The sequence below is a fragment of the Flavobacterium aquidurense genome (assembly GCF_002217195.1).
GTDB lineage: Bacteria > Bacteroidota > Bacteroidia > Flavobacteriales > Flavobacteriaceae > Flavobacterium > Flavobacterium frigidimaris.
Map to the genome: position 1 here is coordinate 45,398 of NZ_MUGR01000002.1, position 23,519 is coordinate 68,916.

General features: G+C 36.4%; 16 protein-coding genes and 1 riboswitch. Of the genes, 5 read left to right on the forward strand and 11 right to left on the reverse strand.

What is annotated here, in order from left to right; genetic code table 11:
* Positions 1 to 52 precede the first annotated feature (52 nt).
* Positions 53 to 253: riboswitch (cobalamin riboswitch) on the reverse strand.
* A 443-nt stretch (positions 254 to 696) separates the two neighbouring features.
* Positions 697 to 1,569: a cupin-like domain-containing protein gene (locus tag B0A67_RS01410; protein WP_072958491.1), complete on the forward strand. Its 873-nt coding sequence runs from the start codon at positions 697 to 699 to the stop codon at positions 1,567 to 1,569.
* A gap of 85 nt (positions 1,570 to 1,654) precedes the next feature.
* Here the strand turns inward: B0A67_RS01410 and B0A67_RS01415 are convergent, their stop codons facing one another.
* From B0A67_RS01415 to B0A67_RS01425, 3 genes are all read right to left on the reverse strand, one after another.
* Complete coding sequence (locus B0A67_RS01415) at positions 1,655 to 2,404, reverse strand: DeoR/GlpR family DNA-binding transcription regulator (protein WP_072958486.1); 750 nt, start codon at positions 2,402 to 2,404, stop codon at positions 1,655 to 1,657.
* 76 nt (positions 2,405 to 2,480) lie between these two features.
* Entirely contained in the window at positions 2,481 to 3,146 is a 666-nt protein-coding gene (locus tag B0A67_RS01420; RefSeq protein ID WP_072958483.1) for an HAD family hydrolase, read from the reverse strand.
* Positions 3,147 to 3,171: 25 nt separating this feature from the next.
* On the reverse strand, positions 3,172 to 4,338 hold the full coding sequence (locus tag B0A67_RS01425; protein ID WP_072958480.1) for an MFS transporter: 1,167 nt from the start codon (positions 4,336 to 4,338) through the stop codon (positions 3,172 to 3,174).
* Positions 4,339 to 4,486: 148 nt separating this feature from the next.
* On the opposite strand from B0A67_RS01425, the gene B0A67_RS01430 reads away from it, so the two are divergent.
* Positions 4,487 to 5,005 carry a 5' nucleotidase, NT5C type gene (locus B0A67_RS01430; RefSeq protein WP_072958477.1) on the forward strand — a complete coding sequence of 173 codons (519 nt, stop codon included), beginning with the start codon at positions 4,487 to 4,489 and terminating at the stop codon, positions 5,003 to 5,005.
* A gap of 135 nt (positions 5,006 to 5,140) precedes the next feature.
* Here B0A67_RS01430 and B0A67_RS01435 read toward each other — a convergent pair whose 3' ends face one another.
* The 5 genes from B0A67_RS01435 to fucP all read right to left on the reverse strand — a co-directional run bounded on the left by B0A67_RS01435 (position 5,141) and on the right by fucP (position 12,058).
* Positions 5,141 to 6,772 (reverse strand): beta-N-acetylhexosaminidase, encoded by a 1,632-nt coding sequence (locus B0A67_RS01435; RefSeq protein WP_072958474.1) that lies wholly within the window; start codon positions 6,770 to 6,772, stop codon positions 5,141 to 5,143.
* A 274-nt stretch (positions 6,773 to 7,046) separates the two neighbouring features.
* The gene (locus B0A67_RS01440; protein ID WP_072958470.1) at positions 7,047 to 7,901 is read right to left on the reverse strand and encodes a fumarylacetoacetate hydrolase family protein; all 855 of its coding nucleotides are present in this window, start codon (positions 7,899 to 7,901) and stop codon (positions 7,047 to 7,049) included.
* Between the two features lie 155 nt (positions 7,902 to 8,056).
* Positions 8,057 to 8,821 carry an SDR family NAD(P)-dependent oxidoreductase gene (locus B0A67_RS01445; protein ID WP_072958467.1) on the reverse strand — a complete coding sequence of 255 codons (765 nt, stop codon included), beginning with the start codon at positions 8,819 to 8,821 and terminating at the stop codon, positions 8,057 to 8,059.
* 275 nt (positions 8,822 to 9,096) lie between these two features.
* On the reverse strand, positions 9,097 to 10,752 hold the full coding sequence (locus B0A67_RS01450; protein ID WP_072958464.1) for a UxaA family hydrolase: 1,656 nt from the start codon (positions 10,750 to 10,752) through the stop codon (positions 9,097 to 9,099).
* 16 nt (positions 10,753 to 10,768) lie between these two features.
* Positions 10,769 to 12,058: an L-fucose:H+ symporter permease gene (gene fucP, locus B0A67_RS01455; RefSeq protein WP_084074520.1), complete on the reverse strand. Its 1,290-nt coding sequence runs from the start codon at positions 12,056 to 12,058 to the stop codon at positions 10,769 to 10,771.
* Positions 12,059 to 12,520: 462 nt separating this feature from the next.
* On the opposite strand from fucP, the gene B0A67_RS01460 reads away from it, so the two are divergent.
* The 3 genes from B0A67_RS01460 to B0A67_RS01470 all read left to right on the forward strand — a co-directional run bounded on the left by B0A67_RS01460 (position 12,521) and on the right by B0A67_RS01470 (position 16,859).
* Positions 12,521 to 14,194 (forward strand): GLPGLI family protein, encoded by a 1,674-nt coding sequence (locus B0A67_RS01460; protein ID WP_072958460.1) that lies wholly within the window; start codon positions 12,521 to 12,523, stop codon positions 14,192 to 14,194.
* A 195-nt stretch (positions 14,195 to 14,389) separates the two neighbouring features.
* Complete coding sequence (locus tag B0A67_RS01465; RefSeq protein ID WP_072958456.1) at positions 14,390 to 15,721, forward strand: alpha-L-fucosidase; 1,332 nt, start codon at positions 14,390 to 14,392, stop codon at positions 15,719 to 15,721.
* 169 nt (positions 15,722 to 15,890) lie between these two features.
* The gene (locus tag B0A67_RS01470; protein WP_084074518.1) at positions 15,891 to 16,859 is read left to right on the forward strand and encodes a M20/M25/M40 family metallo-hydrolase; all 969 of its coding nucleotides are present in this window, start codon (positions 15,891 to 15,893) and stop codon (positions 16,857 to 16,859) included.
* A 237-nt stretch (positions 16,860 to 17,096) separates the two neighbouring features.
* On the opposite strand, the gene B0A67_RS01475 is transcribed toward B0A67_RS01470, so the two are convergent.
* The 3 genes from B0A67_RS01475 to B0A67_RS01485 form a co-directional block, all read right to left on the reverse strand.
* Positions 17,097 to 18,662: a SusD/RagB family nutrient-binding outer membrane lipoprotein gene (locus B0A67_RS01475; RefSeq protein ID WP_072958453.1), complete on the reverse strand. Its 1,566-nt coding sequence runs from the start codon at positions 18,660 to 18,662 to the stop codon at positions 17,097 to 17,099.
* A 31-nt stretch (positions 18,663 to 18,693) separates the two neighbouring features.
* A complete protein-coding gene (locus B0A67_RS01480) occupies positions 18,694 to 22,032 on the reverse strand; it encodes a SusC/RagA family TonB-linked outer membrane protein (RefSeq protein WP_072958696.1) in 3,339 nt (1,112 codons plus the stop codon).
* Positions 22,033 to 22,324: 292 nt separating this feature from the next.
* The gene (locus B0A67_RS01485) at positions 22,325 to 23,335 is read right to left on the reverse strand and encodes a LacI family DNA-binding transcriptional regulator (protein WP_072958449.1); all 1,011 of its coding nucleotides are present in this window, start codon (positions 23,333 to 23,335) and stop codon (positions 22,325 to 22,327) included.
* Positions 23,336 to 23,519: the final 184 nt, after the last annotated feature.

Sequence of the window (23,519 nt, forward strand, 5' to 3'; positions counted from 1 at the left end):
TTATAAAATAACAGGTCAATTTCTTGTTGTTCAACTTTATTCCACGAAAGTCTTAAACTATGTGATTCTGGCAGGTCTCCTGACTTGTTCCATCTTTAAACAACCTTCTCATCCGCCGCAGCGAACAATGGCATGAGTAACGTTTAAAGACTTATATAGAACTTACAGTAGCGGGTCTGTTCAGGATTTGCACCTGATTCCCTTTTAACTGTTTTTTCTTAAGAAAAAACAGACCAAAATCTGAGGGTAAATATATAATTATCTTTATAGAAATCCACTACTTTTTATCATTAAATTAGATTTATCACAATTTTTATAAAAAATGTAATGGTTAAACTTCTAAAAAATTGATTAAAATATCATTTTCGTAAGAAATAACCATTTCGTGTTTTTAATGTTGATTTTAAAGACTTTCCCTGAACCGAAGCCTTTCTGTATCATCAAAATACAAGCTTTATTTTAAGTTAAGAATGTGTATCTTTACTATCAAAAATCCTACAATACGTATCGTGTTGCTACTGTGCAGTATCAAATGCAACGGCAAAAAAATCGCAAATTTGTTCTTATCCATATCTGTAAATACCCCGAAATATTTCTTTAATACAACGAATTGAATCATTTGGTTTTAAGGAAAGCAACAATAATCTCTCAATAGCAGTTATAGATTGAATTAACATCACTTAAAAACTATTACATATGGCATTTGATTATATACCGATAGAAAGAGTTGAAAAACTAACTAAAAAGGAGTTTATAGACAATTATTACAAACCGCAGAAACCTGTTGTAATTACAAATCAAATAGAAGACTGGCCCGCTTTTACCAAATGGGATTTTAATTTTATCAGGGAAGTTGCAGGTGACAAAATGGTGCCTTTGTATGACAGCCGTAAAACCGATTATACTAAAAAAGTCAATGAACCTGACTTTACAATGACAATGTCAGAATACATCGATATTCTTGAAAAAGGTCCGACTGATCTCCGTATATTTTTATACAATCTTATGAAAGAGGTTCCTGTAATGAAGTCTGATATGCAGTGGCCGCGCCTGGGACTTCGATTACTTAAAAATTTGCCTCTTGTTTTTTTTGGCGGTCAGGATGCAAAAGTATTCATGCATTATGATATTGATTTTCCTAATATTTTTCATGTACATTTTGAAGGTAAAAAGCAATGTGTTTTGGTCGATCCTAAAGAAACAAAATACATGTATCGCCTGCCCTATTCCTGGTTGTGCAATGAGGACATTGATTTTGATAACCCTGATTTTGAACGATTTCCGGCACTTCGAAAAGTAAAGCCCTACATTACCCAGCTCAACCACGGAGAAATGCTGTATATGCCGGAAGGCTGGTGGCATTATATGAAATATCTTTCGCCGGGTTTCTCCCTGAGCCTGAGATCCCTTGCAGGAAGGCCTTTGAACTTGTGGAAAGGTTTTGCGAACGTTGCCATCATCCGTTATTATGATAACTGGATGCGCAAAAGAAAAGGTCAGGAATGGCTGGATTACAAAGATGCCGAATCTATTCGCAGGACTAATGCCGCTTTAGAAGCAGCAGAATAAACAATAGATAGAAAAAAAACATAAAAAACTCCAAAATCTATTGACTCTGGAGCTTTAAAAATACTATCGGTTTTAACTAAAGATTTTAAACCAATCTGATTCCCAGACTTCTGTAACTATCCAGTTTGCTGTCATCACTTGGCAGATCTGTAATAAGTGTATTAACCTCTTCAAGATCACATACTTTGAAGGGTTCTGTATTGTTTATTTTTTCAATATTTCCCAATGCAATTGTCTGTTTCGCATTGTTTAACATCATTCGTTTTATTTCTGCTTCATCATTAAAGGTCGATGTTATCCCAAATTTACTTTGTATGGCGCAGGCACCTAAAAAATAAATATCGGCAATATAATTCTTTACGTCTTCACAGGTTTTAGCGCCTAAATTGGTTTCTGTATGCCTGTTGTAAATACCTCCTAAAATAATAATTTCAATGTCTTTGAATTTTGAAAGAATCGGTATAAGGGCTACATTATTCGTTACAATCCTGAAATTCGAATTCAGCGGAAGATGAGCAGCAATTGCACATACAGTTGTGCCGCCATCCATAAACACGGTTTGTCCGTTTTTAATAAATTGTTGGGCTTTTAAGGCAATTGTCTGTTTACCGTCTGAAAGATAGGACGCTCGATCCTGAAAATTCAGAGGATTTTTTGATATCGATATGGCACCTCCCCTAACTTTAGACAATAATCCGTTATTGTGAAGAAGTTCAATATCCCGACGAATGGTATCTTCAGAAACTTCAAGATCAAGTGCCAGTGTATCATAAGTCACTTTGCCTTTCTGTTTCAGCAATCCAAGTATATGGTCAAAACGTTCTTCTTTTATCATGAAATTTTAATATTAATAGTTGGATACAATGAATTGTAAAACATCCAACACTTAGTATGAATACAAATATAATAGATTAAGCAATTTTTAAAAAGTTTGATAACTCTTTAATTTCTTCCAGAACAACTGCCCCCATCTCTGCCATTTCTTTTTCATTGAATCCATTAGTGAGTCCGTATAGGGTAAAGCCTTCTTCTAAGACATTTTTTGCCCCAATAATGCTATCTGCAATTACCGCACATTGTTCCGGTTTATATCCCATTTTTTTTGCAGCTTTCAGGTACAATTCAGCATTTGGGTCCTGATTTTCCATTTCGCAGGTGGTAAATATTTCTTCAGGCTTAAAAAAATGAAGCAGATTGGTTAACCTCAGATTAAATTCAATTTCTTCTCTTGGAGTGTTCGATAATACACAAAATGGAACTTTCATCATTTCAAGCATTTCTCTGACGCCTTCTTTGGCATCAAGTCCATGCCTTAATTCTTCATATATTTTTTTTCGTAGTTCTTCTTCAAAATCGTCCGGAACACTGATATCAAAAAGATTTTTAAGCTGTATTATATTCTGCTCAATTCCTTTCTCGCTAAAAAGCCATACAGCATCATCCAATTCGATGTTTAATCCGTATTCTTCAGCTTTGTCTAACAGGACAGAAATTATTATCGTTTCTGTATTGAGTAAAATAGCATCACTATTAAAAATAATACACGCAATGACCGGAGCAACCTTTTCTTCTTTCATACCTTTTTCTTAACTAAAAAATCTATTATTCCTGTTTTCTCCATTTATAGGCTGCTGCGACTAATACCAAAAAGATCCCGCAACATCCCAAAGCTATTGGCAAAGAGAAAAATTGCGCAAGCAAACCTAATAAAGCCGGACCTGCCAATTGTCCTGCATATCCCATCGTGGTAATCGCCGGGATAGCCACTGCTGCTGAAATGTTCTTTAATCGTCCGGCTTCGCTTAAAAAAACAGGAACTATATTCGCTGCACCCAATCCTAAAAGTATAAAGCCAATCAATGCTGTTATCGTCCACGGAGTCAATACGGCCAGAAATAATCCTGAAGCTGCAATAAGACTTCCTGCAACGACCACCACTTTACTGTTAAAACGTGATACTATTTTATCGCCAATCAAACGCATTGTAGCCATGGCAATCGAAAAAGTTGCATATCCCATTCCGGTAAACGCTTCGTTGACACCGCGGTTTTCATGTAGAAATAATGCACTCCAGTCTAACATTGCGCCCTCAGAAAGGAAAACGATAAAACACATGATTCCCAGAAAAACAACACTCTTTTTAAGCCACGAGAAAGATTTGGCTCCTGTTTCTTTTTCTGAAGAAAAATTCGCTATAGCAGCTTTTTCTGTTGCAGCATCAAAAAGAAAGCGATACTGAAAGGAGACAATCAAAATGAGCAGTATGGCGATACTTACGGCAGCAGTTATTGGCTCCAGGCCAAATTTCATTAAAAAGCCCAAACCAAGAGAACCAAAAAGTCCGCCAACGCTAAAAAGTCCGTGAAGAGAAGACATAATCGGTTTTCCGTACAGGTTCTGAACCTGAACACCGTGGGAATTCATGGCAACATCGACCGTTCCCACTGCGGCACCAAAGACAAATAAAGCAACCCCCATTGCTATTGCCGTGTTTAAGATTAAAAGTAAAGGCAGTGTCAGTGCCATCAATAAAGTGGCACAAAGAATAACAATCCTGTTGCCGTATTTATGTCCCAGATAACCACTAACCGGCATCATGGTTATTGCGCCACAACCCAACATCAATAGTAACAAGCCTAGATTGGCATCGTCAAGGTTCAATCGTTGTTTTGCGTACGGAACCATCGGCGCCCAACTTGCTATTCCTAATCCGCAGACCAAAAACATTGTTTTTGTAGCTGTTTTAGCTTTAACCACATTGTCAATCATAATTCATTCATTTAAATATTATTTGCAAATTAATGCAAATTTGCATTAATTTGCAAATAATATTACAGAATTAAATTTTTAGAGTCAGAATGATGAATGTTCTTATAGAAGATTCCTTTCAAAAAAATAAACCATTAAAAGAATAAACATGAAAAAAAGACTAATTGTAGATATCGATGGTGTCCTTGCTGACATTTACGGACAGTTTAGAAAATTTGAATTAGAAGATTTTGGCCACAATCAGGATTTATCTAAAATTACAGGAAAGTTGGAAGAAGAAGCATTTGTAAACGGTGAAATCTATATGGCAACTCAGGGATTTTTCAGACACGCTGCCGTTATTAAAGGAAGTGTTGAGGCAATCGAAAAACTAAATCAAACGCATGACTTGTTTATCGTTTCTGCTGCAACAAAATTCCCGAATAGTATGGCAGAAAAACAGGAATGGCTTCTGGAATATTTTCCCTTCATAACATGGGAACAAATTGTATTTTGCGGTACAAAAGAAATTATAAAAGGCGACATCATGATTGATGACCATTTTAAAAATCTCGACAAATTTTACGGTCAGACGATACTGTTTAGCCAGCCTCATAATCTCAACCGAATCGAAAATGGACATAGCAGGGTCACAAACTGGAAGGAAATTATCAAGTTGCTTTCATAAATCCAAAGATCTTAACCTGATCTGAAAAATTAATTATAAAAAGTGAATATCGTTTTATTGTACTATTTACAATACGTATAGATAAAGAAAAGACAGCCTAAATAAACTGAGCTGTCTTTTTTTTTTAGGATCTTACTACTCCTTAAAGTAATTAGCGCCCCAAATGGTATATCGCTTTTTCATGGTTTCAATTTTTGTTTGAAATTCTGTCCAGTTTTTACTTTCTTTTGGCGACCACAATACCTCGCTTAAAGCACTCAAACGTGGAAATATCATATATTCTACTTTGGCAGGATTAGCCATATATTCTGTCCATACATTGCCTTGAGCACCCAAAACATATTTTGCCTGTTGTGCATTCAACTCTTTAGGAATTGGCTCATAACTGTATACTGTATCTAAGGGTAAAAAGCCGCCAATAGTCACTTCTTTTTCATCCTTGGTTTGAGAATGGTCTAAATAAACGTGGCTTCCCGGAGTCATTATCACCTGATGGTTTTCTTTTGCAGCAGCAATTCCGCCTGCTTCTCCCTGCCAGCTCATCACGATCGCATTTGGCGCAAGTCCGCCTTCTAATATTTCATCCCAGCCAATTAAAGTCCTTCCTTTTTTATTGATGTATTTTTCTATACGCTGGATGAAATAACTCTGAAGTCCGTGTTCGTCTTTCAAATCTTTGTCTTTGATCATTTGCTGACAAAACGCACTTCTTTTCCAGGCATCTTTAGGAGATTCATCGCCACCCACATGTATGTATTTTGATGGAAATAAAGCCATTACTTCATCCAAAACATCTTCCAGAAATTTAAACATATTTTCTGTTGGAACAAACACATCTGTATGAACACCCCAGGTTTCCTGAACAATTTTATTTCTTCCGTTTGCCATCTCCTGTTTGCTCTTCGCAGACATCATATTCTCCGGTAGATTCGTTTTCTCGTCCGGAAAACAGCTCAACTCCGGATAGGCAGCAATGGCGGCACTACTGTGTCCCGGCATTTCGATTTCCGGAATTACCGTTATAAAACGATCCGAAGCATATTTTACAATGTCTTTTACTTCTTCCTGAGTATAAAAACCGCCCTCAGGAGTATTATCGCTTCCTTTACCGGGATATTTGCCTATAATGCTTCCGTTTCTTTTAGAGCCAATTTCAGTTAGTTTTGGATACTTTTTTATTTCGATTCTCCAGCCCTGATCTTCGGTTAGGTGCCAATGAAAATAATTCATTTTATGCAAGGCTAGGTAATCAATGTATTTTTTTACAAATTCAACGGAGAAAAAATGACGTCCAACATCCAGCATCGCTCCTCTGTAAGCAAAACGAGGTTCATCTTTTACATCTACAGCTGCAATGGCAAGACTACTGCTTTTTTCTACAGGCAATAACTGAATAAGGGTTTGCATGCCATAGAAAGTTCCCATTGGGGAATTACCATTAATTTCAACACCATTTTTACCTGATTTAAAACTATAGCCTTCTCCTTTTAGTCCTTCAATATTTTTTTGACTTATTAATTTTATGGAATTTTTCACTGCTTTATTTACAACAGGCAATTTAAAACCATAATAATTAAATAAATAAGTATTCAAAAAAGCAGCCGCAGCATTGTCTTCTTTATTGGCGACAACTAAACTCGTTTGCGAACTGATCACAAAGTTTCCGGTTTTCCTAACCACTTCTACTGGCTGAGGAATGATATTTACTTCTTGTGCAAACGACAATGTGCTGCAAAAAAGAAGTGAAAATAATAATGACTTTACCATGTTTACTATTTAATTAATTATTGTTAAAACTAAAAAAATCCTCGATGTGTACGATAACACTTTAAGAAAAATGCGTAACAAATTTACTTAAAAACATATTTCCGAAACTTGATGTTATTAAGTTAAGAGATTTTAGAAAATAAAATTAATCTTGCAAAGACGGGAAGTCGCAAAGGTTTTGTACTTAAGCTTTGCGACTTAATGCCTTTAACAGAGATTTATTCGCCCTAACATTTTGATTTTATCTTAATGTAATAGCTTTTTTTACCCCGCTTTATTTTGTATACGCCACAGCGTGTTGTTTACTGCTGCCTAAACCATCCATTCCCAATTCGATTACATCTCCTTCTTTGATGTAAATTGGGTCTGGTTTTATTCCTAAACCAACTCCCGGAGGCGTTCCTGTACTGATGATATCACCTGGAAGCAAGGTCATAAACTGGCTTAAATAATGTACTAAAAATGGGATCTTGAATACTAAATTCGAGGTATTACTGTTTTGGAATTTTTTTCCATTAACAGTTAACCACATTGGTATGTTATTCACGTCTGCTATTTCATCCTGAGTTGCCAAAAAGGGTCCAAGTGGTGCAAATGTGTCGCAGCCTTTTCCTTTTGCCCATTGTCCGCCACGCTCTATTTGAAAAGCTCTTTCGCTGTAATCATTAAGTAAAGCATAACCGGCAACATAATCTAAAGCATCTGCTTCTTCTACGTAACTTGCTTTTTTGCCTACTACAAAAGCCAACTCAATTTCCCAATCTGTTTTTTCGCTGTTCTTTGGGATGATCAAATCATCATTTGGCCCGCATAAAGAGGTTGTTGATTTAAAAAAGATAATAGGCTCCGTTGGAATTGGTGCATTCGTTTCTAAACAATGATCTACATAATTTAAACCAATGCAGATTATTTTTGATGGTCTCGCCACCGGAGAGCCTAAACGTACATTGGCATCCACTTCCGGTAAAACCGGATTACTTTCTAATGCTTTTTTTAATTTCTCTAATCCGTTTTCTTCAAAAAACGTTTCGTTGTAATCTGTTACTATTGAAGAGACATCAAATCTTTTTTCTCCTGCTAAAATACCCGGTTTTTCTTTACCGGCTTCTCCAAATCGTATTAGTTTCATTGTATTACTTTTATTATATTATACTTCTTCTTATCTGTTCAGACAATATTATTTTTGCTCTTTATTCATTCCAATTGTACCTTCAACATACGCTTTTTCAACGGGTAAAACTGGTCGATATGGCAGGGAATGAATAAGGCGACCTTCATTATATCTTAGTTATTTAATTTAATAAAGCCTCCGTCTATAGGATAATCGCAACCGGTAACAAAACCGGATTCATCGCTGCATAAAAACAAAGCCAAAGCTGCCACTTCATCCGGTTTCGCCATACGGCCAATGGGTTGTGACTTTGATAATTTCTCAAACATTTCTGCTTCCTGACCCGGATAATTCTTCGCAATAAATCCGTCTACGAAAGGAGTATGCACGCGCGCCGGAGAAACTGAATTACAACGAATGTTTTCGCTCATATAATCTCTTGCTATCGATAGCGTCATTGCCATTACAGCTCCTTTGGCAGTAGAATAAGCAAATCGATCCGGAATACCTACCCAGGCAGCAATCGAAGCCATATTTAAAATAACGCCTCCGCCAGCATTTCTAAAATGTGGTATCGAAGCATGCAGACAATTGTATACCCCTTTTACATTCACATTCATGATTCTGTCAAAATCTGCTTCAGGAGTGGTATCTACTTTGCCTACATGAGCAATTCCTGCATTGTTTACCAGAATATTAATGTTTCCTATTTTTTCAAATGTGGCCAATACTTCTTGCTGACTGGCGACATTACAGGCATGAGAAAATACTTTTCCTCCATTTGCTTTTATTTCGTCAACAGCTGTTTTAGCACTTTCCTCTGTTAGTTCTATAATGTGTACTTCGGCTCCCTGCTTTGCAAATAAAACCGAAATGGCTTTTCCTATTCCGCTGCCGCCACCGGTAACAACCGCTTTTTTATTTTGTAATGAAAACATATAATTAGATTTTTAGATCATTAGATTATTAGACTTTTAGCTCTTGAGAGTTGCAATTTATAACTCATTGGCTGTAATTAGTTTTAACACATAGAAGCATAGATTCTGCACGCTCAAAAAAAGGCGTTTCACTTCCTTAAAAGACACAGAGTTTAGCTATGTGTAAGAAACATGTTTCTTTTTACACTCTTTTATAAATCCAAAATCTATGTTTCTATGTGTTAAGTGAAATTTTAGTAATTACACTCAATGGGTTAATTTATAACTCATAATTACTACAATGACACTCCTCTTTTCCATGGAATAAAATCATCCTGATTGAGTAATACGGCTTTTGGAATAATTTCTCCGCTTGCCGCTTTGATACAATATTCCAGAATATCTTCTCCCATTTCTTCAATGGTTTTTTCTCCGCTAATTATCGGACCACAATCAATATCGATAATATCGCTCATTTTTTTAGCCAAAATAGAATTTGTAGCTACTTTAATAACCGGACAAACGGGATTACCTGTTGGAGTTCCTAATCCTGTGGTAAACAAAATTAATGTTGCTCCGGCAGCCGCTTTTCCGGTTGTGGCTTCAACGTCATTTCCCGGTGTACAAACCAAACTCAAACCTGCTTTTGTTACCGGTTCTGTATAATCCAATACATCAACTACGGGTGCTGTTCCTCCTTTTTTAGCTGCTCCGGCACTTTTTATGGCATCGGTTATTAATCCGTCTTTGATATTTCCCGGCGATGGATTCATGTGAAATCCTGAACCTACTTTATGTGCCAGGGCATCGTAAGACTGCATTAAATCAATGAATTTTTTAGCAACGGTTTCTGATGTACAACGATCAATCAGGTTCTGCTCCACTCCACACAATTCCGGAAATTCAGCCAGCAAAACTTTACCGCCTAACGCTACTAGTAAATCTGAAGCATAACCTACTGCAGGATTAGCAGAAACCCCGCTAAAACCATCACTGCCGCCACATTTTACTCCAAGACACAATTCGCTTAACGGTGCTGCTACTCTTTCGAGTTTGTTTATTTGTATTAATCCTTCAAATGTTTTTTTAATGGCATCGGCAATCAATTGCTCTTCACTTTTTGATTGTTGCTGCTCAAAAATATACAAAGGTTTATCAAAGGATAGATTTTGCTTTTTAACATCATTCGTAAAATCCTGTACTTGCAAATGCTGGCAACCCAAACTCAATACGGTTATTCCCGCCACATTTGGATGATTTGCATACGAAGCCAGTAACGCACTTAAAGTCGCCGAATCCTGACGCGTGCCTCCGCAACCACCCTGATGGTTCAGAAATTTGATACCATCTACATTTTTGAAGATTTTATTCGTATTTTGATCCGGAGCCAATTGTACATCAATTGAATCGAGGCTTTCTCCTTTTTTAAACGCTTCAAGTAAATTATGGGTATATTGGGTGTACTTATCGCTCACTGAATATCCTAACTCATTGTGCAAAGCTTCACGGATTACATCCAGATTGCGGTTTTCACAAAATACTGTTGGTACAAACAACCAGTAATTGGCTGTCCCTACACGGCCATCATTTCTTTTGTATCCTCTAAAAGTCCTGTCTTTAAATTTTGAAACATCCGGCGCTTTCCATTCAAAATCAACATGACGATACTGATACGGTTCTGCCGCATGTTTCAGGTTGTCTGTTGTCATGAGGCTTCCTTTGGCAACATCATTTTGCACTCTTCCAACCAAAACACCGTACATGGTAACTTCAGCTCCTTCTTTTAAATCAGTTGTATAAAACTTATGCTTTGCCTTAATAGTATCCTGAAGGATATAGGTTTCTTTATCAAAAGTTACACTTTCTCCTTTTGCCAAATCTGTTAAAGCGACCAGCACATTATCTTCCGGGTGCATTTTCACCACCAATCTTTTAACTCCGTTTTCTAACATATTATATAAATAAATTTTATGCTTTATTTGTTTTATGTCCGTTAAATGCAAACAATAATATTACTGAAAAACACGTCAACGGAACAACGTAACCATACTGAATACTTCCTGTACTATCTGAAATCAACCCTAAAACCGGAGGAAGTAAAGCGCCTCCCACTATAGACATTACGATTAATGAAGATCCTATTTTGGTATTATGTCCAAGACCGTCAATTCCCATGGAGAAAATAGTTGGAAACATAATACTCATAAAAAAAGCTATTGTAATTAAGGTATACACCACAATCATTCCTGAACCGAATATGGCTAATATTGATAAGAGGATATTAATGATGGTATAAATGATTAATAATTTTCTTGGTTGTATGTATTGCATGAAAAAAGTTCCTGCAAAACGTCCTAACATAAATGCCAGACCAAAAAATCCAAGATATTTGGCTGCAACACCTTCTTCGAGGCCTGCTGAAGTAGTTGCCATTTTAATAAAAAAACTTCCAACACAAACCTGCGCTCCTACATAAAAAAACTGGGCCAAAATCCCCCATCTTAAACGCATTGATTTTAGGGCTCCTGCAAAACTGGCTCCTTCAACTCCTTCTTTGTTTTCATCTTTTACATCGGGCATATTGGTAAAATAAAACAATACTGCCACTGCCAGAATAATAAGTCCCAAAATCAGGTAAGGCATCTTTACACTTGCTGCTTCTTCTAAAACATACGCATGCAATTCTGCCGGTGCCATTGCATCCATTTGGGCCTTCGTTAAATTTTTTCCGGATAAGATCATTGGTCCAACATAGGCCGGAGCAATAAAAGCGGCAAGTCCGTTAAACGATTGTGAAAAATTCAGTCTTTTCGTTGCCGTTTCAGACGGGCCTAATATTGTTACGTAAGGATTGGCAGCTGTTTCTAAAAAAGTAAGTCCGCACGCGATAACAAAAAGAGCGCCCAGAAAATAAATATACTTCAATTCATTGGCAGCAGGCACAAATAAAATTGAACCAATACCAAACAAAACCAATCCTATCATGATACCCGATTTATAACCGTATTTTCTCATGATATAACCAGCGGGCAAAGCCATAACAAAATAGGCGATAAAAACAGATGAATCAATAAGTGAAGATTCTAAATCTGTAAGATTAAATGCTTTTCTTAAATGCGGAATAAGTATCGGATCTAAATTGTGTACAAATCCCCAGAAAAAAAACAAACTGGTTACCAATATAAAAGGAAACAGCCATTTTTTATTTTCTGTAGAACTGACATTCTTCTGAACATCCATTTGAGTTGGTAATGCCATATGTTTTTTATTAATTTTATGCTTTTTTAGAATTATAAAAGTATAATGTATGACGTATAATTACTGATTCAATATTACCCTTGTTTAATTAGTAATTGTCCTTTCTAAAATTATCCGAAAAAAAACAGCTCTATTTAAAAGGAATGTGGAAAATATTGATTTTTTACTGCGCCATCTTCAAACAAATCTATTACAGCATCGCCCAAAGCATTTGTATATAATTCCTCTATTGTCTATTGTCTATTGTCTATTCTCTCTATTCTTTCTTCTCTATTCTTTCTTCTCTATTCTTTCCTCTTTGCTCTTTCTTCTTTCCTCCAAACATAAACTCCATTCCACTTATTTTTTTATATTTGTTTTTTTGCAAAATCGATTTAGTAAATCGATTCTGATTTTGAACTTTTAGCCATTAACCGCTGTTCTTTTATTATTCTGAAAGAACGAAACCAACGAAACCAAACCATGAAGAAAAAACTTTTCACCCTCTTTACCTTTTGTATCCTCTCTTTGTCCTTTGCACAAAAAACACCCAAAGCAATTAAGGTCACCTATCAAAGAGCCTCTAACGGAAAATTGATCGAAAATCAGGATCCATTGTATTTATTCGCTTCTAAGGAATTGAGTTTGATTACAACAGATAAAATCATGCAGAAAAAAGCTGATTTTCCGTTTGAACAGACTTTTACAGACTTTAGTACTAAGACCATTTTGCAATTGGCGCAGCTGAAAGCAGAGAAGTCGATTCTCAATCACGATAATGAAGCTTTGGGAAAGCAAAAGTTTGAATTTAGCAATGCAACTAAAAAAATTCTGAATTATACCTGCAAAAAAGCAACAACTTCCATAAACTCCAATACAATAGAAATTTGGTACACTACCGAATTAACATTAAAAGGCGGACCAAGTGTTTTGGGACAAGACTTAGGTTTGGTTCTGGAAACCATTCGTAACGGCAATAGTACTATTACTGCAACAAAAATCGAGAATCTAAAAACTGCACCTGCAATTTTTGCAATTCCAAAAGCTCAGTCGGTTGACCAGCTGACGTACAAAGATCTGTTATGGAAAAGCCGTTTTGTGAATATTCCGGTTTTCACCAAAGAACAGATTCATTTTGTATCTGATGCAAAATCCAATGACAGTATTTTCAGGTTTGCGAGCGGCACTGTAATTGTCCGAAAAGTAAAGTTTCCTGAAATCAAAAAAGGAAGCGCTATTTATGTCGATGTTACGGAACAATCAAATGGTGATGCTTATGACAGAACGGGTTCGGTTTTTATGATTCCAACGGATAAAAAAACCTCTTTCCTTGACGGATTAAAAAATGGAGTTCAGACGTTGCCTGTTTATGAAAACGGAAACGGCAAAAAATATCAGGGCGTTACAGCAACAAACGATTATACACCTTTGTTGGAAATGATGCGCTTTTTTACTCCTTTTGGCGTGAAGTATTTTAACTATTTACAACTAAAAAATAAAGTTTGGCAAGACAGTGTCTTCTATCGTCAGGATATTTCTTTATTACAGCCTAAATTGAGCAATCAGGAGGTATACATAGGAATGTTTATTGGGAATTATGATGCTGGCGGACACAAAGCAAGCCTGAATATTTCGATTCACCAGGGCGAAGACAACAACGAGAAAGGCGATTTTATTTTACCTCTTTTCAATACACTGAATGTAATGGAAATGGCGGGACAGGATTACGCCACTATGTTTGATAACGAAAAAGGACTTGAAATGACTTTTGAAATCCCTCAGGGATATAAAAATTTCAAATTGAGTTATACGACAACGGGTCACGGTGGCTGGGAAAATGGCGATGAATTTTTACAGAAGAAGAATACTGTTTTTATCGATGGAAAAGAAGTTTTTGGTTTCACCCCATGGCGAACCGATTGTGGTTCATATCGATTGAGTAATCCTGCATCGGGTAATTTTGGGAATGGATTGTCATCATCCGATTTAAGCCGTTCTAACTGGTGCTCGGGAACAACCACGAATCCAAATCTTATTGATCTGGGAAATCTTACAGCAGGAAAACACACGATCCGCGTTGCTATTCCGATGGGAAAACCGGAAGGCACCAGCAGCAGTGCATGGAATGTTTCCGGTTTCCTGATTGGAGAAAGGTAATTGATAATTAAATTTAGATAATATCGACTTATTGACGGAACAGAAGTCTTTATACATTTAAGTTTCAAAAAAAACGTAAAATAATTAATCGCAATAAATTATGACTTTTAGCGGATCTATTGTCATTATTCAAAGTCTTTATTTAATGCTGTTTTTTTTCTATTAAAAACTATCAAACCACTTAACTAAAAAACCATGAAAAAAATCACACTTTGCCTGCTGTTTTTCTCCATGAGCTGGACAGCAATACTAGCACAAACCTACACCCCTACTGAAGGAAACCTGAAAAACAGAAAAGAATTTCAAGACGATAAATTTGGAATGTTCGTTCATTTTGGTCCTTACAGTGTTCTGGGAAATGGGGAATGGATTATGACGAACCAAAACATCAGAGTAACGGAATACGGAAGGTTAATTAACGTTTTTAATCCTCAGGATTTTGATGCGAAAAAATGGGTTGGCATTGCGAAAGCGGCAGGAATGAAATACATCACTTTTACCACGCGCCATCACGATGGTTTCAGCAATTTTGACACTAAATTATCCGATTGGAAAATTACAAACACGCATTTCAAAAGAGATCTTCTTAAGGAACTGGCCGATGAATGTCATAAAGAGGGAATCAAACTGTTTTGCTATTATTCGCTTTTAGACTGGACAAGAAGTGATTATCAATACGAAACTGGAAAAACTGGAAAAGGAACAGGCAGAACTCAAAAAAGTGACTGGGACAGCTACGTTCGTTTTATGAAAGGTCAATTGACTGAAATACTGACCAATTACGGTGAAATTGGAGGAATCTGGTTTGACGGACATTGGGATCAACTGGACAATGATACGGATAAAACACTGACGCCGAAAGTAAATTGGCATTATGACGAAATTTACCAGCTGATTCACACGTTACAGCCTAATTGCCTTATTTCAAACAACCATCATTTATCACCGATACAAGGTGAAGATTTTCAGGCTTTTGAAAAAGATCTGCCAGGCGGAAATACCTCCGGATTTGGCGGGCAATCCGTTTCTCAATTACCATTGGAAACCTGCGAAACGATGAACAATTCCTGGGGATTTAATATCAATGACAGAAAATACAAATCGACCAAAGACTTATTGCATTACCTGATCAATGCCGCCAGTTTAAATGCTAATTTCCTTTTGAATGTTGGTCCGATGGCAGACGGATCAATTCAGCCGGAATTTGTTGAGACTTTAAAAGAAATAGGAAGCTGGATGGATAAAAACGGAAAAAGTATTTACGGTACAAGAGGCAATGTAATACAACCGCAGGACTGGGGCGTATTTACGGCAAAAGAAAAAACGTTGTTTGCACACATCATCAATACATCAAAACAAGCTGAATATATTTTTATCCCGGAAATGAAGCAAAAAATCAAAAAATGTTATTTGATAGACAGTAAAAAAGAGCTGAAATTCAAACAACAGCCGGAAGGAACTTTTGTCTATTTGAATGGTGTAAAAATAGATCCGATCGATACCATAATAGAAATGCAAATACAATAATTTTTATAAAGTTTAAGAGCGAAGGCTATAAAAAACTTTGACAGAAGCTTATGTTCAAAATTGAATACTTTAAATCATTATCAAAGTTTAAAATTAAAATTCGTTACGCTCTTTGTTTTAATAACTTCTGCTTTTATTTCATTTTATCTCAATAAATTAATTATCAAATATGTTTAAAAAAATTCTTTTCCTGTCTGTTGTTGCTTTGATTGCAACCGAAAAAGGAACCGCACAATCAACATTTTCTGCTAAAAAATTCCTTCAGCATGACCGTTATCTGGCTTCAGATAAGTTAGAAGGCCGTCTTGCGGGAACAAAAGGCAATAATGAAGCGGCAGCTTACATCAAAAAATATTTTAAAAAATTTGGTCTTAAAAAATTTAATAACGATTATTATCAGCCGTTCAGGATTTTTATGAAACCTGATATCAACAAAATGAAATCAGATAGTGTATCTACTCAAAATGTTGCAGGTTATCTGGAGGGATCCGATGAGAACCTCAAAAAAGAATTTATTGTGATTGGGGCACATTATGACCATTGGGGATGGGGCGGAAAAGGTTCCGGCAGCAAGAAAAAAGACACGCTTGCCATTCATAACGGAGCAGACGATAATGCTTCGGGTGTTTCGGCTCTTTTGTCTATTTTAGAAGAGCTTCATCATCAAAAAATCGCACCCAAAAGAAGTATTATCTTCATTTCTTTCAGTGCCGAAGAGGAAGGTTTATTGGGATCAAAATATTTTGTCAGCCACTTGCCTGTAGACAAAAGTGCTGTAAAAGTGATGATCAACATGGATATGGTAGGGCGATTGAATGATAAAAAAGAACTGTATATGGGCGGTGCCGGTACTTTTCCTGATGGCGTTGAGCTCATGAAGAAACTAGGTGAAGGAAGCGGACTTAATCCTATTGTTTTTGCAGGTGATGTGGGCGGTTCTGATCACGTTACGTTTTACAAAAACGATATTTCGGCTATAGGATTACACACCGGAGGACATCCGCAATACCACACGCCTGAAGACGATACGGCTTTGATTAACAGTGAAGGCGGTGCTTTAGTCTCGAAATATATCTATAGCGCTTTGGTTTCGATTGCTAATTATGAGCAGCCCTTAACTTTTATCAGGCAAAATTAAAGGTGTCAGGTTCCTTCTAATTGCTTCTCTGAACAATGATCGAAAGTGCTTAAATAAAAATCGGCTAATTGCAGTTCCTCTTCCTGTAATTAGCCGATTTTTTATGCTTTACATCAACGCATTTCTAGCAGGTTTTATTCTACTAAAAAAGACCGGATGAAATACTAAAAAACCCCGGACTCAGAAAAATCCTGAGTCTGGGGTTTACCAATTACTAACAAAACATTAAAAATGAAATTATTTTACGTCCCAGAAGATTTTAGTACTTAAGTTGTCTTTATCCTTCACTACATTATAATTTTCTGTATTATAAACGCGTTCAGAATTTGGATAAGTCCAACGTGTTGGAGGAGTTTTTCTAATACTGCTTGTCTCATCTTCCATAAAATTCAACACCGGAAGTTTTAATCTTCTTTGTTCCGCCCAGGATTCATCAGCCTGCATGATATTGTAGTGAATGTACTTTTGAAAAGCAATCAACTGCAATTGATCAGCAGGCGATACTGCTCCCGCAAAGTTAATTTTAGCAATATAAGCATCCACTTCAGCGGCTGTTGGTTCTGCAGTTGGTTTCCATGTCAAAACATCTGCTTTGTCCCCTAATCTCACATAGTAATCAACGGATTGCCTGATGGCTTTCTCGAAATGTGTTTTTGCAGCACCGCTATTGCCGCTTCTCGAGTAGTATTCTGCCAGAATCAGGTTTACTTCAGCAGCATTTATCAATGTTCCCGGTAACCATTTGTTTTTACTGATTACAGATCTGTTGTAAATCGATACCACAGTATTGGAAATCAACTGATCCTGAGCTCCAGATGCCAACAAAGGATCCAATCCTATGTAAGTTGTTGAACTTGCTCCTTTTTCAAATAACCATGCTTCACGAGGATCACTATTGGCATTCATATGGTCGATCATTGGTTTTGGAGCAATGTTATTGTTTCCTGATTCTAAAGCATCGAAGAAACCTGAAGTATCTAAATCAGTATCCTGAGTATACACTTTGAATGCAATATTCTCTGCACTTTCATCAACAATTTTTGCTTCGGCAATAATTTCGGCAATTTCAGAATTGGCTCTGGCTGCCATAGCAGGAACTGCAGAAACTCTGTTCAACAATTTCAAACGCAAAGAGTTGCAATAGTTTTTCCAGCTTACCAGGTTTCCTTTATTGATTAAATCCTGATTTTTGAATTCCACATCAACCTTAGCTGATAACGTAATTGTGTTTAATTCAGTTGAGAAAGCTTTCAATTCATCGAGCATCTTAACATAAAGCTCCGTTTGATTGTCGTATTTAGGAGATGCAGCACCATAGTTACCGCCTGTCATACTAATTTTACCTGCCTCAGAAAAAGGAATATCTCCAAAATTATCTATCATCTTTGACGTATGATCGTACAAATAGATGGTTGAAGTAATCGTGTATATTCTATTTTCTGTTTGTTGAGCAACAGGCAAAGAAGCCATGACTTTTTCAAGCTCTCTGTATTGGGTAATGAATTTATAATATCTTTCCCATCTGTTGGTCACCGCTGCTCCCGGAATGTAACGGCCCGCTACATTTGTAAAACCATGAGCTTGTGTATAACTAAGAGAAGTCGTTCGTATTACTGTATAATAATTCCAGTAAGACGGGATTACATCCTCGAAGTTAATTTTCATGAAGCCTGCAAATTGTTTAGGCACATTTGTCTCTGCTACAGTAGACGGATCTCTATAAGCATTTTCGAAATCACTATCTGAGCAGGAATTTAAAAAAATTGCTACCGAGGCTAATGATATATATAATAATTTTCTCATGTTGTCTGTTTTTAAATTATAATTTATCCAATTAGAAAGATGCTCTTAACATAACTCCGTAACTTCTTGTAGAAGGACTTAGTCCGGCATTGTTTACGTTTTTGTCCCATCTGGATCCTGCAGTAGTTGCCTCAGCATCCATATCTTTAATGGTTCTGTAGATGTAAAACAAATTACGTCCAAAGAAAGAAAAGCTTAATTTCGTAGCTCCAATTTTACTGGCATAAGACGCCGGTACATTAAAAGCAAGGGATACCTCTCTTAGTTTAACATAATCATTCTTTTGAATATACAATTCATAACGTGAACTACTGTATTGAGGGCCACCCCAATTGTAAGTCATATTATAATAACCTGCCTGAGAAACTACATTAGTATTTGGTGCGCCATCGGCAGTTACTCCAGTCATCAACATACCATCGCGGAATAATGTCTGGCCACCCGGTCCTGCAGTAGCGCTATTAGGAACCTGAACTCCTTTACCGCCGCCATCTATGTAATACGTTAAACCACCACGCTCATTTGTAGAATAGTTTAATGTCTCCTCTGTTAAACCGGCTGACTTCATCCAGTTGAGCCCTGTTGGCATCAAATAACCTCCATAAGAATAATCGATATTGACATCTAATGTGAAGCTTTTATACGTAAATGAGTTCATCAAACCACCTACTCCTTTAGGCATAGCTGTTCCGTATTTTACCCATTTATCTCCATCAATCATTAAGAATCCGTCAGAGTCCACTATATTATTTCCGTTAGCATCTGTTTTAAGAGGGTGCGCATAAAGACCTCCCATTGGATCACCAACAACTGATTTTAACTGAGCAGCAGATCCGTCGTAATCAGCATGCAATAATTCACTTGCACCGTTTGCCAATTTTACAATTTTGTTGATATTTTTGGCCCAGTTTAAAGTGACATCCCAAGAGAAACTCTCGGTTCTAAAAGGAGATCCAGTCAAAGCAACTTCAAATCCTTTATTACTCAACTCTCCTACGTTTGCTAATATTTTACTTGCTCCTGTAGTTGGTGCCAGACTCAAATCAAGAATTTGATCTTTAATTTTTGCATCATAATATGAAAAGTCTAATCCTACTCTTCTATCAAAGAATTTAGTTTCGAAACCAAATTCGATCTCATCCTTCATTTCAGGTTTGATTGACTCGTTACCATATAAATCCTGAGAATTTGTGATCAAAACCGGATTTGTAGTTCCCTGAGTTCCTAAAGTATTCTGAATAAAAGCAACGTTAGCTCTGTAACGATCCGGGTAGTTACCTACTTTACCCCAGGAACCACGCATTTTTGCATAACTGATAAATTCCGGAAGTTGAACAGCATCTGACAATACAAAACTTGAATTTACAGATGGGTAGGTAAAAGTATTATTATTTGGGTTCATTGTAGAAGTACGGTCTCTTCTGATCGTTCCTTCAATGAATAAATAATTTCTGAAGCTACCGCTTAAAGTTCCAAAAATCGCATCTTTTACGGTTTCATATCTTGTAGAAGTACTTGTAGCAATACCTATAGATGAATTCATATCGTACCATCCTTCAACACTCAGTCCGCGATTAGTAGAACGGGATAATGTTTTTCCGGTTTCCTGAGAACCTGAATAACCAAGAACAGCATTCAAACCAAAATCTTCATTAAATTTCTTATTGTAAGTCAATAATAAATCGCCGTAAAGAATATTATAGTCCTGAGCATCCATCATAAAAGATCCGGAAGAATCTCCGTCTCCGCCAAATTGATAAAGCAATGGTATTTCTACAGGGTTTTTATTTTCTGTATTTACTGAAGTCAAATCCGTCGAAACACGGCCGCGTAATGATAAATCTTTAGTAATAGAAAGGGTTTCAGTAACGCTTGCAATCAAACGGTTTGTAATCTCCTCTTGTTGCTTGGCATTTGTATTCCAGAAATAATCAGCAATATCACCTTTGAAACCATTACGGTAGATATTTTCACCCGGAGTTAAACTTTGTGTGTCTTTACCTTTCACGTATTTATATCCTAAACTGGTTTGGTATTTCGCTTTGTACCAGTCACCATTATCAAATGGACTTAACATTCCGGTAAAATTGTTTACCAAACGATCCATCGCAAAAGTACGGTTGTGAATACTCTGATTCATATAACTCACAATAACATCAGTTTTTAACTTACCTGTTTTGAATGAAGCATTTAAGTTAAAATTATTCTTCTTGTTATTATTTCCCATACTTAATCCTTCTGATTCAATATGTGTATAAGAGAAACGAGTGCTACTGTTTTCTGTATTACTTGTCAATGCTACGTTTGTTGTGGCATCCCAGGCATTTTGGAACAGGTTTTTGTATCCGTTTTTTTGTGCAGCATAAGGACGTACTACTCCATCCCAACTCATTGTTGGTTTACCATCGAACCACGGACCAAAGTTGTTACTACTATTTGAAACCCCTCTTGTTTCTTTGATTCCGTCGCCGTCTGTGTCATAATATTGAAAACCATCCGGAGCTAAATATCCACTGGAATAATTGCCATTCGTCCATCCCGGACCTCTTTCGTACTGAAATCTTGGCAGGTAGGCAATTTCATTCCCGGAATAACTGGTACTAAAATCAATACCCAATCCTTTTTTTCCTTTACCTGATTTAGAAGTAATCAATACCACACCGTTTACAGCTTCTGAACCGTATAATGCAGCTGCAGAAGCTCCTTTTAGAATCGAAATATTCTCAATATCTTCAGGGTTAATATCTGCTAAACCATTATTTTTAACACGTTGCTGGTTCCAATAATCATTATTATTAACCTCTCCGTCACGAATAGGTACACCATCAAGAATGATAAGCGGCTGATTTCTACCCGTGATAGAGTTTATTCCACGAATCTGAATGTTGATCGCTCCTGCTCCACCCGGAGTAGAACTAATACGTACTCCCGGTGCTTTACCATACAGAGAGTTTGCAATTGTAGGTGATGCCGTTTTTACGATCGCATCTGCTTTTATAATACTTGTTGCGTACCCAATTGATTTGTTCTTTTTAGCCTGACCCAAAGCGGTAACAGTAACGCCGTCAAGTTCATTGGTTGCGCTGGCTAATTTTACTTTCATTCCGTCAACAGCTTTCAGTTCTGTTGTTTTAAATCCTATTGAGCTCACAATTAGGGTTGCTCCCTCATTTACCGAAATTGTAAATGCTCCATTTTCATCGGTAGTAGTTACCTCTTTTCCGCCTTTTTCCTTAACGATAACGGAAGGAACCGGAAGATTTGCATTGTCTGTAATTACTCCGGAGATTGTTTTGTTTTGTGCATTCACTCCTTGAAAACACATTACTGTCAGAAAAACTAACAGCGACTCATATAACAGTTTTCTCATAATTAATTTTGGTTTGGTTAAGTTTGGTTTGTAATTTTGTTTGAGGTTATAAGGTTCTGTTTGCTTAAAATACGGAACGCTAAAACCTTCATTTTTTTTATTGTTAATTCTCCTCACAAGGATTTCACAATAATTAAGTTTCTGATTAATGCCTCTTGTTTTCTTTTACCTCATAAGCGTTCTTTTTTTTATTTAATAATTCTCTTTATTTTTCTGGTTTGCTATCCTAATTCACGTTAAGCCCCTACTATAACGTTTTAGTAAATTATGTAAAAAAAAAGGAATACAATTCCTAAACCGATTCCCTTATAATTAGGCTTCCTTTTTTCTTTTCTTTCTCGATGATGTAAGTGCTGCCTTCGTTCATTTGCTTCATTAATAATCGTACTGTTTTTTTTCCCATCTCTTCAATTGGCTGGGATAAAACGGTAATAGAAGGAGCGTGTAATCTAAAACTCTCATGATCATCAAAACTAATTACTGCTTTATCTGTTGGAATTTTCAATCCCAATTTCCTTAAGGACTGCAAGCCGGCGAGCAGCAAATAATTGGCACTAAATAAAACAGCGTCAATTTTTAGATTACTCAAAAAATCAGCAATCTCGTTGATGCGTTCTTCTTCTGTTATATAATATTCCAAATCAAGAATTCTGGAGTCATCATACAATCCTGCTTCTTTCAACGCATTTACATATCCCTGCTTTCTTAAATTCATCTGAATCAACTGTGAAGAATTCGTAACAAATGCTATGTTTTTGAATCCGTTTTTCAAAAGATACTGTGTTGCCGTCCGGGCTCCGTCGAAATTATCCAACACTACATGGCTCACCTCCTGTTCTTCAAAATACCGGTCAACCAAAACAACGGGACACTGAAGTGCTATCAATCGATCTATTGTGGTTTTCATATTTTCTGTAGGCGTTATTATAAAACCATCTACATTTGCCTGCAATAAGCTATCGACCAACTCAATCGCACGTTCGTCATTTCCGCCCGTGCTGCAATAAAATACCCTGTAATTTAGATCTATTGCTTCTCTCTCGATTACTCTTGCCAAATCAGAAAAAAACCGATTCGAAATATCTTCTACTATAAGCCCAATTGATCTTGTTTTACCAGTCCTCAAACTGCTGGCAATCATATTGAGTTTAAATTTCATTTCCTCAGTAACTTTTAGAACTTTCTTAATTACTTCTTTGCTGATTCCCATCTTCTCTCCTTTATCATTCAGGACAAATGAAACCGTCGTAACCGATACATTTGCAGCCTTTGCAATATCTTTAATGGTAATCTTTTTCTTCATCAAACGTTAAGCTTATCTTAAATATTAGTTAATTTATTTAAGCAAATATATATTTAATAAAACGATTTACAAAAACGTTTTAGCATTTTTTTTACATCTCTTTTATTTTTTTAACACATAAAGAAAATTTATTCAAAAAATACAGCTAAATGACTATAAATAAAATAGGTACAAGATAAAAACC